A 16117-nucleotide genomic window follows, 5' to 3' on the forward strand; every position below is an offset into this window, starting at 1 on the left:
TGGTCCCCGGCCTGTTCGGGCCGGGGAGGCGAGCGAAGTTGAATACATCCCATTTCTGTTTGCTTTAGCTTAGGCTAAGCTTCCTTTGGTTGCCCCGGCGCGCCGGCGCTCATGGATGTCCTGCGGTGCAGCGGTTTCCGTGCGGCGGCCGATCGCCTCGGGATTGGTAAGCATGCCCTAATTACTTAGGGTATGCTAAGTGTGCAGTACGGTGATCTTCGAGAGGCGTCTCATGGTGGTTGCTCGTCCAGAGGCGGGTGCGGATATCGACATCCGGGCAGAAGTGGGAGCGATCCTGGGGATTTCACCGGAGACCCTCGAGCTGGATACCGACCTGGTCACGCAGGGTTTGGACTCGTTGCGCATGATGCGTCTGGCCGGCCGGTGGCGTAAGCGGGGAATGGATATCGATTTCGCCCGGCTCGCCACCGTGCCGACGATCGGCGCGTGGTCGCTGCTCCTGCGGTCCGGCGATACCGGGGAGCAGTTCGGGCTCACTCCCGATGCCGCCCTCGCCATCGATATCGAACAGCCCTTCCCCTTGGCGCCGATGCAGCACGCGTACTGGATAGGTCGCTCCGCGAACCTCACCTACGGTGGTGTGGCCGCCCACCTCTACGTGGAGTTCGATGGCCGCGAGCTCGATCCCGAACGTCTCCGGACGGCCGTGGCGGCTCTGGTTGCGCGTCATCCGATGCTGCGGATACGGGTGCTGCCCGACGGCCGGCAGATCATCGGGCAGCACGCAGATGTCTTTGCGGCACACGACCTGTCGTCGGAAACTCCGCAGGCCGCCGCCGCGGTCCTGGAACGCCGTCGCACCGAGGGTACGCATCGCGCGTTACCGATCGAGGACGGCGAGGTGCTGCGTATCGAACTGACCCAGCTCCCCGGGGGCGGTTCCCGGGTGCACCTGGATGTGGACATGATTGCCGCCGATGCCATGAGCTATCGCGTGCTCGTCGACGATCTGGCGCGTCTCTACCGGGGCGAGGAGCTGCCGGAACTGGGCGTGACCTACCCGGAACTGTCGGCCCAGCGCGCCGCACGTACCGCCCGTGCCGAGGATATCGCCTGGTGGCAGCAGAAGATCGCCGATCTGCCGGGCCCCCCGGAACTACCGGTGAACGAGGAGCGGACAGGCCGGGATGCCGCCACCGTGCGGTTACATCACCTCATCGACGCCGCTGACCGGCGCCTGCTGGAGGAACACGCGCACCGCCGCGGCGTGACACCCGCAGCCGCGGTGGCGGCCGTTTTCGCGGAGGCCGTCGGCGCGTACTCGGGAACCCCGCGATTCCTGCTCACCGTGCCGCTGTTCGACCGGGATATGGACCATGCCGATGTCGACAAAGTGGTCGGCGACTTCACTTCCTCGCTCGTGGTCGATGCCGACCTGCGTGTGCCCGCGACTCTGGCCGAGCGGGCCGGACAGATGCGTGCTGCGATGCACGACGCGGCCGCGCACGGCAGTTTCGGTGGTCTGGATGTTGTGCGCGAACTGAGCCGCCGGCGTGGCGGACCCGTGGTGTCACCGGTGGTTTTCACCAGTGCGCTGGGCCTCGGTGAACTTTTTTCGCAAGCGGTCACCGACGTACTCGGTGAGCCCGCCTGGATTGTCTCTCAGGGCCCGCAAGTGCTGCTGGACGCGCAGATCACCGAGGTCTCGGGTGGACTGCTGCTGAACTGGGACGTCCGCGCTTCCGACCTCGAACTCCGGACCGCGCGGGCGATGTTCGACTACTACGTTCGGCTGCTGGACCTGCTGATCGCGGGGGAGTGGGACGGCACCGCACCCGATCCGGTATCGGATGAGGTTCGGGCGCAACGGCGGGCCACCGAACGTCCACTTTCCGCGACCGAGGTTTTCGACGGGACTCTGCACGGGCACTTCCTGGCCGCGGCCGATCATCGCGCGGATGCTCCCGCCGTCATCACCGACGCCCGGACATGGACGCACCGGGAAGTCGCTGTCGAGGCTCGGCGCATTGCGGGCGCCCTGCACGCCGTGGGAGTGCGGTCGGGCGACACCGTGATCGTCGACCTACCGAAGAGCGGTGCACAAATCCTGGCGGCGCTCGGTGTGCTGACCGCGGGTGCCACCTATGTGCCGATGGCGCCCACCCAGCCGCGGGTACGCAGAGAACGGATCGCCGCGGTCGCATCCCCCGCCGCCGTACTCACCGATCTACCGGCACGCTGGGCGGATTCGCAGCGCCCGGTTCTCGACCTGGCGGCCGCCCGTACCGCCGCGGCTGCCGAACCGGTGCCGGTCTCACCGGAGGCCCTCGCCTACATCCTGTTCACCTCGGGTTCGACCGGACAGCCCAAGGGGGTCGAGGTACCCCATCGCGCCGCGGTCGCCACCCTCACCGACCTGACCGGGCGCTACGGTCTCGGTCCCGAAGACCGTAGCCTGCTGGTCTCGTCGCTGGAGTTCGATCTCTCCGTCTTCGATATCTTCGGTCTGCTCGCCGTCGGCGGCGCCGTGGTCGTCCCCGGTGCCGACGAGGACACCAAGGTCGACGAATGGTCCCGGCTGCTGCGCGACGGCGCTGTCACCGTGCTCAACTGTGTGCCGTCGATCCTGGGTATGCTGCTGGACCTGGCGCCGCTGCCCGAGTCGCTGCGGGCGATCATCATGGGTGGCGACAAGGTCGCCGCCTCCCTGCTCGACCGAGTCGCGCAGCAGCTGCCGAACTGCCGCGTCGCCGGTCTCGGTGGCACCACCGAGACCGCGATCCACTCGACCATCTGCGAAGCGAGCGATATCCCCGCGGGCGCGGCCTTCGTGCCGTATGGAGTCCCGCTGGGCGGCGTGCGTTGCCGGTCGGTCGATCCGGCCGGACGGGACCGGCCCGATCTGGTCCCCGGCGAGTTGTGGATCGGCGGTGCGGGTGTGGCCGACGGCTACCGGGGCGACCCGGAGCGCACCGCCGACCGATTCGTGGACTACGACGGCGTCCGCTGGTATCGCACCGGAGATCTGGTGCGCTACCTGCCCGGCGGCTTTCTCGACTTCCTCGGCCGGGCCGACCATATGGTCAAGATCCGCGGTTATCGAGTCGAGCTCGGCGAGGTCGAGGCCGGCCTGCTGACCCTGGACGCCGTCACCGCCGCGGTCGCCTGGTCCGATGGAAACGAACTGCTCGCGGCGGTGACCGCCACGAGTCCGGACGGTCCGGCGATCCGCGAAGCACTCACCGAGGTGCTGCCGCCCCATCTGATTCCGCGGGCCGTCACCGTGCTCGAGGAGCTACCGCTGACCTCGAACGGCAAATACGATCGCGCCGCCATCGGCACACTGGTCACCGGCGCCGGGCGGGTGGGATCCGTCGCTCCCCGCACCCCCGTCGAGACCGCGCTGGTCACTGTGCTCGGCGAACTGCTGAGTACCCGCCCGATCGGCGTCACCGACGATTTCATCGCCCTCGGTGGAGATTCCGTGCTCGCCACCGCGTTCGTCGCTCAGGTACGCCAGTGGCTGGACGTGCCGCGCCTGACGGTGTCCGATATCTTCCGGCGCCGAACCCTGGCTGCGCTGGCCGAACGACTGATCGAACTGGAAGGTGCGCGGACCACGCAGGTCGCCGAGATCTTCCTCGAGGTGGCGCAACTGTCCGACGAGCAGGTCCGGGCCGAGGCCGGTGACGGTGGTGCTACGACGTATCACTTCCAGTCCCGCAGAATCGATGTGGACCGCGATCTGGAATCCGTGCACCGATGGCTCAGCCACCCCAAATCCCACTACTGGGACATGCTGAACAGCTCGCTCGCCGATGTGGAGAAGCTGATCCGCGATGCCGGCGCCGACCCGGATCCGCGCTTCGGTATGCGCATCGGGTACTTCGAGGGGGAACGCCAGTTCCTCTTCGAGTTGTACAACCCGCTGACCAGTGATCTGGCCCAGCCGGGCACCGGTTACGTGTACGAAACCGGTGATATCGGCATGCATCTGCTGGTGTCCAGCAGTGAACGGCGACTGCCCGGTTTCACCGGTGCGGTCATGGTGCACATCATGCGCACCGCCTTCTTCGAGGCCGGTGCCCGTCGTGTGGTGGTCGAACCGGATGTACGCAACGCCGATGTGCAGCGGCTCAATGCCGCCGTCGGTTTCCGGGTTGCCGGTGATTTCCCGGTATCCGGCAAAACCGCCCGGCTCAGCTACTGCACCCGTGCGGATTTCGCCAGGGCGACCGATAACGGGCGCACTATGGCCGGAGAGGTCGAGTCGTGAGTATCGATGTCCGGGGTGCCATCGAGGTACCCGCGCCTGCCTGCTCGTACCGGCAGGTCTACAACACCCGGCTCGCCAGGAAGATACTGGCCGAGTTCTGTCATGAACGCTTTGTTCGGCCCACCGAGGTGTCTCCGGGCGAGTATGTGGTCCATTCCGACGATCGCGAAACCGAATACCGGTTCCGCGCCGAGGTGCTGTCGCTGGACAGCTGGTGTATCGACGCGGCGTCGCTGCGGCGGGTCCGTAAGGGCGAGGAACTGCGTATCGACGCGATCGACCTGATCGTCGATGTGAGCGGTAGCCTCGGCATCTCGATCGACGCTCTACCCGAATACCTCGAGGAGCTCACCAACACTGCCTCGATCAGTATGGACCGGCCCGATACGCGCCGGATCCCGGCGGCGGAACTGGCGGTCGCCGATTTCCAGACCATCGAGAAGACGATGACCGAGGGACATCCGTGCCTCGTCGCCAATGCAGGGCGCCTCGGCTTCAGTGCCGACGATATCGGGCGGTACGCGCCGGAATCGGGCGGTCGCTTCGCGCTGGAGTGGGTCGCGGTGCTGCGTGCGAACACCGATTTCGCCGCGATGTCGGGTATCGACTACGACGACCTGATTCGCGACGAACTCGGCGAGGACATCCTTGCCGAGTTCGATCGCAGGCTCACCGGGCACGGGTACGACCCGGCATCCTACTACTACATGCCGGTACATCCATGGCAGTGGGCGGAGAAAATCGCCCGGATCTACGCGCTCGATATCGCGGAAGGCCGGATCGTGCCGGTGGGCCCGGGACCGGATCGCTACCAGCCGCAGCAGTCCATCCGAACCTTGTTCAACGTGACGGTTCCGACGCGCCACTACGTGAAAACGGCGCTGTCCATCGTCAATATGGGCTTCACCCGCGGGATGTCCGCCGACTACATGCGCACCACCCCGCTGATCAACGACTGGGTCCGCAGTCGGGTCCACGACGATCCCTACCTGGCCTCGATCGGCTTCGAGATGATCTACGAGGTCGCCGCGATCGGCTATCGCAACACCACGCTCACCGCGATCACCCGGCCGGGTTCGGAGTACCGGAAACTCCTGAGCGCGCTGTGGCGGGAAAGCCCCGTGTCCCGGGTCGCCGAACAGGAGCAGCTGACCACCATGGCCGCCCTGTTGCATATCGACCACAACGGTATTCCCCTGGCCGGGGCGTTCATTCAGAGATCGGGCCTCACCGCGCAGGAGTGGGTGGCCCGGTATCTGCGGGCTTATCTGCACCCGATCATCTATCTCCTCTATCGCTACGAGTTCAAGTTCTCTCCGCACGGCGAGAACCTGATCCTCGTACTCGACAACGGGGTACCGGTACGCGCCGTCCTCAAGGACATCGGTGAAGAGATCTGCCTCTTCGATGCGCCCGACGATATCCCGGAGGCCTGCCGCCGGGCGGTGACCGAGGAAGCCGACGAGATCCGCAATCTGGGTGTGCTCTCGGATGTGTTCGACGATTTCCTGCGTCACCTCGCATTGCTGCTGCACGAGAACGGGATCGTCGCCGACGAGGACTTCTGGGCCACCGTCGCGCACAGTGTCGCCGAATTCCAGACCGGGCATCCGGATCTGGCCGAGCGCTTCCGGAAATGGGATCTGTTCGCCCCCACCTTCAAGGCCATCCACCTGAATCGCCTGCAGCTGTCGGACAACCGGCGCATGGTGAACCTCGGCGACTCGTACTCGACACTGGTGGACGACGATCACGAGCTGCTGAACCCGATCGCCCGGCATCGGCCCGCAATCGCGGCGACCTCCGGTCCGGGGGTGTATGCCGCGTGAGCATCGCAGACGACAACCGGCCCGATCTGGAGATCATCCGGGACGCGCAGGGCATCCCGCATATCACCGCGGACTCCGCCGAGGGCGCACTCTTCGGCCAGGGATATGCGTGCGGTGTCGACCGCGCCTGGCAGATCGAATTCCTGCGGTTGCGTGCCGAAGGGCGCACCGCGGAGGTTTTCGGTGCGGACACCGTTGAATGGGACGCATTCGCCCGCCGTGCCGGAATGGACCGCGCCGCCCGCCGGATCTACCGGGCCTCTTCGGCGCGCACCCGATCCCTGCTCGCTGCCTATACCGATGGCGTCAACAGCACTCTCGAGGCGGCCGATTCTCCTGAGCTGACCGAACTCGCACACCGTCCGGCATCGTGGCAGCCGTGGACGCCGATCGCGGTGTTCCTCATGCACCACATCCTGTTCGGCCGTTTTCTCACGAAACTGTGGCGGTTGCATGCGGTGCGCGCACTCGGCCGTGACGCGCTGACCCTGTTCGATTGCGAGGGCGTGGATCCGGCGGGAGACACGGTGCCCGAGTATCCGGACGACGCATTCCTCACCGAACTGCTCGCGATATTCCCCGCGGGCTCCGAACAGAGCGCCTCGGCAATCCCGTTGTTCGGTGATGCCCTGTCCGGTAGCAATGCCTGGGGCGTCGCGGGTGCACGCACCGCGACCGGTGCACCGTTGATCGCAGGCGACCCGCACCGGTTCCTGGAACTCCCCGGCATCTACCAGCAGTTCCATCTGGCGGCACCGGAATTCGATGTTGTCGGCTTCGCCTTCGCCGGGGTACCCGGTACGCCGCATTTCGCCCACGCGGGCACTGTGGCCTGGGGCATCACCAACGGGATGGCCGACTACCAGGACCTGTACATCGAACGGCTCACCCGGGGCGGTGCCGGCGTGCTCGCGGACACCGCCACCGGCTGTCGCCCGGCCGAGAGCAGAACCGAGCGGATTCTCGTACGCGACGGCGAACCGCTCGAGCTCGAGATCATCACCACGGGGAACGGCGGCGTCGTATTCGGCGGTCCGGACGCATCGTTCGCAGTGAGCCTGCGCACCCCCATGCTCACCGATCCCGGGATGACCTTCGACGCCGCACTGGATGTGCTGTTCGCCGAAACCACCGGCGATGTGGAACAAGCCCTGGCCCAATGGGTCGAGCCCGTCAACCGGATCGTCATCGCCGACGCGACCGGGCGGCTCATCCACCACGTCACCGGGAAGTTTCCACGGCGGGCCCCGGAGAACTACTGGCTGCCGGTGCCCGGCTGGGACGAGCGCTACCAGTGGCACGGGTACGTCACCGAGTCGGTACGCGACGAGCAGTTCGATGCGGGTGTGCCCGCGTATTCGGTGATCGCCAACCAGCGCATCCCGGAAACGGCTTCGTTGCAACCCACCACCACCGAGACCGTGCCACCCCATCGAGCCGACCGCATCGATGCGCTTCTCGCGGACACACCGGCCATGACGGTGGCCGACTGCGAAGGTATCCATGCCGACGTGCACAACGGTGCGGCCGACGCAGTGTTGCGCCTGCTACCGCCGCTGACCGGGTTGAGCCCGGGCGCCGACCGGCTACGTGGCCGGTTGCTGGGCTGGGACCGCCGTATGCACGCCGGCAGTACCGACGCCTACCTGTTCGCCGAAGTACGAGCTCATCTGGTCCGGGCGGTCGCCGCCGACCCGGCGCTGTCCGGGCTCGCCGCACCGCACGGGTACGGCGCCACCTTCACCCCGTGGTTCGTGGTGCAGACCCGGATTGCGGCCGCACTGGAATCGGTGGTCGCCGGTGCCGCGGCGCTGGGCGTGGATATCACCCGGCTGGTCATCGGCGCACTCGACGCCGTCGCGGAAGCTGCCGACGCCGACGGGCAGCTTCCGGCCTGGGGGAGTGTGCATGTACTCGCTCCGATCCACGGATGGGACCTGGTCGGCGCGACACCGAAGCACCCCGAGGTCGCACGGCAGCTCCGCCCGCAACCACAACCGCTGGGTGGGGATGCCGAGTGCGTCATGGCCAACGGCAGTGCAGTGGGCTTCTCGCACGCCTGCGGTGTCGGATCGGCCGCTCGCTATGCGTGGAACCTGGCCGACCGTGACGCGAGCCGGTGGATCGTGCCGCTGGGCGCGAGCGGCGATCCACGTTCCCCCTGGTTCGAGGATCAGGCGCCGCTCTGGGCACAGGGCGAGCTGATCGACATCGTCAGCGACTGGACGACGCTGCGGGAAACCGCGGCGCGGCGCGACGAATTCACCCGGATCGCCGGGACGTTGCGGCTCGCGCTGTCCGCGGCGGCTGAGCAGTCCCCGATCGGCCCGAAGCAGGAAGAAATATGACAAACCTACTGACCGACGCGCGACTGGAGGTCCTGCGCCGGCGCCTTGCGGTCGCCGGCGCAGGCGCCGGCCCGGCGGCGGATCCCCCCACCGCCGAGACGGTGTCCACCGCCGGTCTCGCCGTCGCCGAACGCCGGATGTGGAAGATCTACCAGCTCGACCCGGACTCGATATCCCACAACATCGGCCTGATCCTGGACTTCACCGGTTCCCATACGATCGGCTCGGTGATCGCCGCGTTCGAGGTCATGGTGCGTAATGCGGCGGTGCTCAGCTCGGTGATCGTCACCGGGGCGGCGGGCGATCCACGCCGGGAGGCCATCGAGCACACCGGCCGTTGGGTCGAGCCCGGCGTCGTCTGGGAGTGGGGCACCCTGTCGGCGCACGGCGCACTGACAGCTACCGGCGAACCGGTCGGCCGCGAGCAGATCCGGGCGGCGGCCCAGGCATTGGCGCAGGCACCGTTCGACCTCACCCGGGAGCCGCCGTTACGGGCGCGGATCTTCGCGGATGCCCGCGGTGCGGTCACGGTGACGCTGGTCGTCCATCACCTGGCTGTGGACGACACCTCCTGGCCGTTGCTGCTGGGTACGCTGGTCTCCGGTTCCTGGCCTGCCGTCATCGGCCGGCCCGCCCGCCCTGCGACGGTCGTGAGCCCCGAGGGAATCGATCGGGCACTGCGGCACGCCCAGGACACCTGGGCGGCCACCGACGTCCGGTACCCGCTGTCGGGTGAGCTGCCCGGCGACAGCGCCGAGCAGAGCTGGCTCGCTCCGCTCGCCGAGGGCGCCGGTATCCGCCTCCGAACACCGATCGAGCCCGCCGGCATCGGGGCGTTGGACGGTGTCGCCCGCGAAGTCGGCGCCACCCTCAACGCACTTCTCATCGGAGTATGCGCCGTGAGCGTGTACGCACTCACCGGCGCCGCCGACCACGTCCTGCTGGTGCCCGCCGACAACCGTGATCCCGATGACGGCCCCGACCGGGTCGGCTACAGCGGCAATATCGTCCCGATGCGTTTCCGCTTCGACCCGGCAGCGAACGTGCATGATTCATTGCGCGCGGCGGTTTCGGTGGTGTACCGGGCGATGGAGTTCGCCACTGTCGACTACGGCACCGTGCTCACCGCCCTGCGCACCGCGGGCGGACGCTTCCCCGTTGCCGAGATCATGGCGTCCGTGCGGAACGCGCCGCTGCGAGGCATCCCGGTATCGGATCGCGGCCCGGTGAACTACGAATCCGTATTTCACGGCGTCGGCAACTATCCGCTGACGCTGGCCTTCGAACGCGGCGCCGACGAACGCGTCCACCTGGAGGTCGATTATCAGCCGGATGCCGTCGGCGCCGATCTCGCCCGCACTGCGGGCGCTGTCGTGTCCGCAGTAGTTGCGGCCGTGCCACGTGCATTGGACCGCCCCCTGAACGAACTCGTTCGGACCGTCCGCGAATCCACCGCCGCAAGCACCTAGATCACGCAGTCGAAAACTGCTTCGCCGCGCCGCGTGGGGACGGACGGAAAACGAACGCAGTTGCTATCCATATCCGAGTCGATGGGCTACCCGTGTCAGAGAAAATCGCATTCCCACGAAGACAGAGATCCAAGTTCGCCACGCCGGGAGATGGGTGGACGGCAATCGGCCACGGCCTCGCGCAACTGGCCGGGCCGGTCGAATCCCGGCATCACGGCGCACCACTGCCCTGGGGAGATCCCGCCGCCGTGCTCCACGCCGTGGCCGAGCAGCTGGGCCCGGAGCAGGTTCCGGACCACGGGGCGGGAGAGGACGCGGCGCTGAACCGGGTGGCCGAACTGATCGCCGCCTACGGCCTGGACCTCACCCACCGGCATGCGGCGGCACACCTGCAGCCGCCCTCGCTACGGGTGGCGGTGATCGCCGATGCGCTCGCCGGTGCCACCAACGCATCGCTGGATACCTACGATTCGGGACCGGCAACCCTGGCCATCGAGAAATGGACCATCAGCGCACTTGCCAAGCTGGCCGGATTCACCGAAAGGTCCGGTGGTGTCTTCGGCCCCGGTGGCTCCTACTCGAATCTGCTCGCGCTGCTGATCGCTCGTGACTACAGCGCCGCCCGGCTCGGTATCGATACCCGCAGCAACGGGGTGAGCGGCCTGCCCCGCCCGGTGGTGCTGTGTTCGCAGATCGCGCATTTCTCCGTCCACCGCGCGTGCGCGGCACTCGGTCTCGGGGAGAGCGCAGCGATCGGCGTTCCGGTCGATTCCGCGCACCGGATGATCCCGGAGGCCCTCGACGAGTTGCTCACCGGACTCGCCGAGAGCCACAGCCCGGTCGCGATCGTGGCCACCGCAGGTACCACCGACTTCGGCTCCGTGGATCCGTTGCCCGAGATCGCCCGCATCGCGGCGCGCCACGACGTCTGGATGCACGTCGATGCCGCATACGGTTTCGGCACACTGTTCTCCGATAAGCTCGCCGGGCTGCTCACCGGCCTCGAACGGGCCGACTCGGTGACACTGGACCTGCACAAGGTCGGCTGGCAGCCCGCCGCCGCCAGCGTGCTGCTGCTGGCCGATCAGCAGCGATTCTCCTCGTTGAACCGGTCGGTGGCCTACCTCAACCCGGACGACGATATCGAGGCCGGTTTCGGCGGCCTGCTCGGCCAGACCTTGCAGACCACTCGCCGCCCCGATGTGCTCAAGGTTCTGGCGACCTTTCTCGCCTACGGCCGCACCGGGTTGGGCGAGATGCTCGATACCTGCCACGACCTCGCCCGCCATGCCGAGCGCCGTATCGTCACCGAGCCGCAGCTCGAACTCGTCGCGCCGGTCACCATGACCACGGTCGTGTTCCGCTACCGCTGCGAGGATCTGGACCTCGACCAGGTGAACGGGGAACTGCGCCGGCGACTGATCAGCACCGGTAAGGCGCTGATCGGCCGCACCCAGGTATGCGTCCACGGCGCGGGCGAGCCCCGGACCTGTGTGAAGCTCACCCTGCTCAACCCGGAAACCACCGAGCGGGATATCGATGTCTTGTTCGACGAACTCCTGCGTATCGGGCTGGAAGTCGAATCCGAAGGTCTGCGTCGCGAGCACGGCGAGATGGTGAAGATCCATGAGTGACATACGGACAGTCGACGTACTGGGTATCGGCTGCGGGCCGTTCAACCTGTCGTTGGCGGCCATGGCCTCGACGGTCGACGGCCTCGACCTCCTCGTGGTGGACTCCGCCGAGGAATTCCGCTGGCATCCCGGCCTCCTGTTCGACGAGGCGAAACTGCAGGTCAGTTTCCTGTCCGATCTGGTCTCCCTGGTCGACCCGACGCACCCGCTGTCGTTCCTGGCCTATCTGGCCGACGTGGACCGCCTGTACCCGTTCCTGGTTCGTGAGGATTGGTTCCCGACGCGACGCGAGTACGAGGCGTACCTGCTGTGGGCAGTCGGAAGGCTGGATTCGCTGCGGTTCGGCATCACCGTCGACGCGGTGCGCTGGGACGGCGAGCGAGGGCATTTCGAGGTGTCGATGTCCGGGCCCGGCACCACCTCGATGGTGTACGCGGAGCATGTGGTGGTCGGCGTAGGTACCGAACCGTCCATCCCGCAGACGCTTGCGAACGGCTCTTCCGCACTGGTACACAGCGCGCAATACCTGTACCGCCGCGACACCGCCCATCGCGCGGAGGCCGTCACCGTGATCGGCTCCGGCCAGTCCGGTGCCGAGATCGTCGTCGACCTGCTGGAAGAGAATTTTCGCGGTGGTCCGGCTGTGCGCTGGTGGACACGGACCCCGTGGTTCGCGCCACTGGATTTCACCAAGCTGTCCTTGGAAATGACCACACCGGCGTACATGGACTACTTCCACAGCCTGCCGGAGGCCACCCGCGACCGAGTGCGGGCCGGGCACTGGCAGTTCCACAAGGGCATCTCCACCGATACCTTGGAACGCCTGCACGATCTGCTCTACCGGCGTCAGTTGCTGGAGAAGCCACAACCGGTGGAGCTGCGCAACGGTGTCACGGTCGAGGGACTCGATACGCTGCCCGACGGCCGCCTCCGAGTCCGGGGCGAGCACCGGGACACCGGAACGAAGATCGCACACACCACCGACCTGGTTATCGCGGCGACCGGTTACCGGCCCCGGAGGACCGACTTCCTCGGACCCGTGGAAGAGCACCTGCGGCGTGATTCGCGCGGTCGTCTGGTGATCGAGAACAACCATGCGGTGAGCGCCGGCGACGCGCTGCGGGGCCGGCTGTTCGTGGCCAATGCCGACGAACACAGTCACGGTGTCTCCGCGCCGAACCTGGACATCGGTGCTGTGCGCAACGCCAAGATCCTCAACACCGTGACCGGGCGCGAGGTCTATCGCATTCCGCGGAATACCGCGTTCACCAGCTTCGGGGTCACCGGCGAGGAGGGGTCCGAATAGTGGGCCGGCACCCGTTACCAGGTATGCCTTGCGCAGTGCGTCCGTGTGCCGGGCCCGTTCGCCGGACGCTCTCCACCAGTGGTGTCTCTCCGTCCGACCGGAGGAACAACGTCGGCCCCGCAGCCGACGGATCCGAACATTTTCCGAGGAGTTTCTAGATGTCCGACCGAATTCGCGACGTACTGCACAGCATTCTGGAGGAAGATCTCGACCTGTCGCTCACCGACCTCGACCGGGAGTCACTGCTGGTGGAGGATCTCGGCATCGATTCGGTCGCCTTCGCCATCGGCGTCGTGGCCATCGAAGAGCGCCTGGGCGTCAAGCTCACCGAGCGGGAGATGGCCGAGGCCGCATCGGTCGGCGATCTGGAGGACCTGATCCGCGCCAAATCCGGCGCCGCCGCATGACAGTCGCCGCGCCCGCCGACTCGTACTCCGATCTGCTCGCCCGGGCCTTCGACTACCGGGTGGTCCGGTGGACCGAACAGGCCGAACAGGTCAACGAGTTCCCGCGCGTCCTGCTCGAACATCTCGGTGCCGAGGGAGTGTTCGCCCGTAAATGGAACGACCGCAAGGTCACCGACCTCTGCGACCATTTCGCGCTGGCTCGCGAACTGGGGGCGCTCGGTTCGGCGGCCATCGGCGTCGGCGTCAGCCTGCACGATTCGGCGATCGCCGTGCTGCGCCGATTCGGGCGGACCGATTTCCTGCGGCAACTCGCCGAGCAGGCGATCGCGGTCGACAAAGTTCTGTGCATCGGGGCGTCCGAGGAATCGGGCGGCTCGGATCTGCAGAACGCCCGGACCCGGATCGAGCCGGAGCGCGGCGGCTACCGGGTCGTCGGGCACAAGAAGTTCGTTTCGCTCTCGCCGATTGCCGACTACATGCTCGTCGTCGGGCGCAGCCTCGGCGACGAACCGGCCCCCGACTCGGGCAATGTCGCGCTGGCCGTGGTGCCGGTATCGCAGGTGCAGGTCGGCGAGCCGTACCGGAAGCTGGGTGCCGGCCCGCTGGATACCGCCCCGGTGAGCATCGACACCTGGATCCCAGAGGACGCGCTCCTCGCCCGTCCCGGCACGGGTTTGGCGGTGATCAGCTGGGGCCTGGCCCACGAACGCTACTCGGTAGCCGGTCAGATCGCCGCGTCCTGCGAGCGCATGCTCGGCGTGACCCTGGCCCGGATGTACGACCGCGCCCAGTTCGGCAAGCGCCTCTACGACCATCAGGCGCTGCGACTCCGCGTCGCCGATCTGCAGTCGCGGGTCGATACCCTGCGCCACGCGCTGGCCGGGGTCGCCGCCGAGGGACGTATCAATCTGCGTACCGCCGCCTCGCTCAAAGTCACTGCCGCCAATCTGGGCGAAGAAGTGGCCTCGGAGTGCCTGCACATCTGGGGCGGTATCGGCTACCTCGATACCGGTCTCCCGCTGAACCGCTGGTTCCGGGATATGAAACTGGCGCGCGTCGGGGGCGGTACCGACGAGGTGCTGTGGGAGTTGGTGGCCGCGGCCATGAAGCCCGACACGGACGGCTATCAGGCTTTACTCGCGAAAGTGGACATGTAATGACAGACGCCTCGGTAACGACGCTGACCCCCTCGGATCACACCTACCTGTACCTGGACACCGAGAGCAGCCCGATGCACTGGGCGATGCTGCTCGAACTGTCCGCCGATGGCGCCCAGGTGAATATCGGCGATGTGCGCGACCGGGTGCGTGAGCGCAGCGAACTGTTCGAACTGTTCCGGCTCGGCATCGACGGTGGGCGGTGGCGCCGACCTCGCGAAGTGGTGGCCGAGAAGGTCGATGTGGACCGTCATCTCGCCGCCGCCGAATACGCTGATGCGGCGGAGTTGAGACAGCGGGTCACCGCACTGCTCGAGACGCCGCTGCCTCGGCCGCAACCGATGTGGCACATCACCCTGTTCACTCCGGCCGGCGACGGCTCCCAATACTTCATGCTGCGCGTGCATCATGCGGTGTCCGACGGTATCGCGGGCGCCGCATTCGCCGCGCTGCTGGCCGATGGCACGCCCGAGGAACTTGCCGGGTTCGAGCGGTTCGCGACCAGTCCGCGGTTCCGCACGCCCGAGATCGAGCCAGAAGTGCTGAAGGAGGCAAAGGCCGCCTTCGCCGCACAGCACGCCGCAGGAAAGTCCGGCCGCAACTGGCCGAAACTCACCACATCCGGCCGGCGCGAATACGCCCTGTACAGTGCGTCCACCCGCGATGTGCGCCGCGCTGCCAAAGCACACGGTGCCTCGGTGCACGAGTTCTTACTCGCCGCCATCGGCCGCGCGATCAGCATCGCCCCGCCCGGCTCGGAACCCGCCGAAATCATCCGGGTAACGCTACCGGTGACCAACGATCCGCAGTTCCGGCATACCGGCAACGCCGTGATCGTCACGCCGCTCAACCTGGCCGGTAACGAGACTGATCTCGGCCGGCAGCTCGAGCGGTGCAAATCGGAGCTGGCCATCGTCGAGAAGCGTCGTCCCGAGCTCGCCTCCGCTGCGCCCGCAAGGGAACCCGGTTTGCCGTGGGTGCTACGGCGGATCACAGGCGGTGCAGCCATGAAGTATATGGGTCCAGATATTCACGTCGGCATCAACCCGGGATTCTCGCGAGCACGCTCGGTACTCGGCACGCCGATAGTCGAACTGTCCGCGTTGTCGCCGCTGGTCGGTTATTCGTTCTCGGTGACCTCGCTGATCCTCGGCAACCGGACATCGTTCGGTGTCGTTGCCGACCCGGTGTCCCTGCCTGAGGGGTACGCCGACACCTTCGTGAAGCACTTCGGCCAGGTGCTTCGCGAGGCTTGATTCGCACCGGCTGAATCGTCCGGCGGATAGAAATGGAAGTTCTAATGAGCAGAATTACCCAGTTGCTCTTCGACAACCCGGTTTCTGAAGCGAAGGGTTTGTGGAGTGGCTCCGACGTTTCGGAGCTGACGTTCCGGTCCTGGGATCGGCTGCGGGCTACGGCCGGCCGGGTTGCGGCCGGCCTCGCCGAGGCAGGGGTGGTGCCGGGCGATTCCGTCGCGATCCTCGCGGGTCCGGCCGACAATGTCGCGGTTGCCATACAGGCGATCTGGATGCGCGGAGCGGTGTTCACCATGCTGCATCAGCCCACCCCGCGCATGAATCTCGAGACTTGGCTGGCGGATACGCGCGCCGTGATCGAGATGCTCGGTGCCCGGCTGGTCGTTGCCGGAGAGCCGTTCACCGATTCCGTGCGCGATCTCGACCTCGGTGCGTCCATCGCTGTAATAGAGGAGCTGGCCGAGCGGACCGAAA

The 16117-nt window shown here is 67.0% G+C and carries 10 protein-coding genes; all 10 read left to right on the forward strand.

Annotated elements, in window-relative coordinates; all coding sequences use genetic code 11:
• Window positions 1-232 precede the first annotated feature (232 nt).
• Window positions 233-4237, forward strand: a complete 4005-nt coding sequence (locus tag NFL01S_RS00630) for a non-ribosomal peptide synthetase (RefSeq protein WP_062970350.1) — start codon at window positions 233-235, stop codon at window positions 4235-4237.
• Window positions 4234-6066 carry an IucA/IucC family protein gene (locus NFL01S_RS00635; RefSeq protein WP_062970352.1) on the forward strand — a complete coding sequence of 611 codons (1833 nt, stop codon included), beginning with the start codon at window positions 4234-4236 and terminating at the stop codon, window positions 6064-6066. The genes NFL01S_RS00630 and NFL01S_RS00635 overlap by 4 nt, the downstream gene beginning before the upstream one ends.
• The gene (locus NFL01S_RS00640) at window positions 6063-8414 is read left to right on the forward strand and encodes a penicillin acylase family protein (protein WP_063915771.1); all 2352 of its coding nucleotides are present in this window, start codon (window positions 6063-6065) and stop codon (window positions 8412-8414) included. The genes NFL01S_RS00635 and NFL01S_RS00640 overlap by 4 nt, the downstream gene beginning before the upstream one ends.
• Window positions 8411-9883, forward strand: a complete 1473-nt coding sequence (locus tag NFL01S_RS00645; RefSeq protein ID WP_062970354.1) for a condensation domain-containing protein — start codon at window positions 8411-8413, stop codon at window positions 9881-9883. Before NFL01S_RS00640 ends, NFL01S_RS00645 begins: the two co-directional genes overlap by 4 nt.
• A 92-nt stretch (window positions 9884-9975) precedes the next feature.
• Window positions 9976-11517, forward strand: coding sequence for a pyridoxal phosphate-dependent decarboxylase family protein (locus NFL01S_RS00650; RefSeq protein ID WP_062970356.1), 1542 nt, complete (start codon window positions 9976-9978; stop codon window positions 11515-11517).
• Window positions 11510-12823 (forward strand): lysine N(6)-hydroxylase/L-ornithine N(5)-oxygenase family protein, encoded by a 1314-nt coding sequence (locus NFL01S_RS00655; protein ID WP_062970358.1) that lies wholly within the window; start codon window positions 11510-11512, stop codon window positions 12821-12823. Before NFL01S_RS00650 ends, NFL01S_RS00655 begins: the two co-directional genes overlap by 8 nt.
• Window positions 12824-12981: 158 nt before the next feature.
• The gene (locus tag NFL01S_RS00660; RefSeq protein WP_033246142.1) at window positions 12982-13230 is read left to right on the forward strand and encodes an acyl carrier protein; all 249 of its coding nucleotides are present in this window, start codon (window positions 12982-12984) and stop codon (window positions 13228-13230) included.
• Window positions 13227-14387, forward strand: coding sequence for an acyl-CoA dehydrogenase family protein (locus NFL01S_RS00665; protein ID WP_062970359.1), 1161 nt, complete (start codon window positions 13227-13229; stop codon window positions 14385-14387). The genes NFL01S_RS00660 and NFL01S_RS00665 overlap by 4 nt, the downstream gene beginning before the upstream one ends.
• Window positions 14387-15643, forward strand: coding sequence for a wax ester/triacylglycerol synthase domain-containing protein (locus tag NFL01S_RS00670; RefSeq protein WP_062970361.1), 1257 nt, complete (start codon window positions 14387-14389; stop codon window positions 15641-15643). The genes NFL01S_RS00665 and NFL01S_RS00670 overlap by 1 nt, the downstream gene beginning before the upstream one ends.
• 44 nt (window positions 15644-15687) lie before the next feature.
• The coding region (locus NFL01S_RS00675; protein ID WP_169812135.1) for an AMP-binding protein at window positions 15688-16117 on the forward strand (430 nt) is incomplete at its 3' end.

Source organism: Nocardia flavorosea NBRC 108225, from assembly GCF_001613385.1.
GTDB lineage: Bacteria > Actinomycetota > Actinomycetes > Mycobacteriales > Mycobacteriaceae > Nocardia > Nocardia flavorosea.

Coding starts and splice junctions, on each gene's coding strand:
- NFL01S_RS00655 (WP_062970358.1), top strand. CDS start 11,510: ATGAGTGACATACGGACAGTCGACGTACTGGGTATCGGCTGCGGGCCG.
- NFL01S_RS00660 (WP_033246142.1), top strand. CDS start 12,982: ATGTCCGACCGAATTCGCGACGTACTGCACAGCATTCTGGAGGAAGAT.
- NFL01S_RS00665 (WP_062970359.1), top strand. CDS start 13,227: ATGACAGTCGCCGCGCCCGCCGACTCGTACTCCGATCTGCTCGCCCGG.
- NFL01S_RS00670 (WP_062970361.1), top strand. CDS start 14,387: ATGACAGACGCCTCGGTAACGACGCTGACCCCCTCGGATCACACCTAC.
- NFL01S_RS00630 (WP_062970350.1), top strand. CDS start 233: ATGGTGGTTGCTCGTCCAGAGGCGGGTGCGGATATCGACATCCGGGCA.
- NFL01S_RS00645 (WP_062970354.1), top strand. CDS start 8,411: ATGACAAACCTACTGACCGACGCGCGACTGGAGGTCCTGCGCCGGCGC.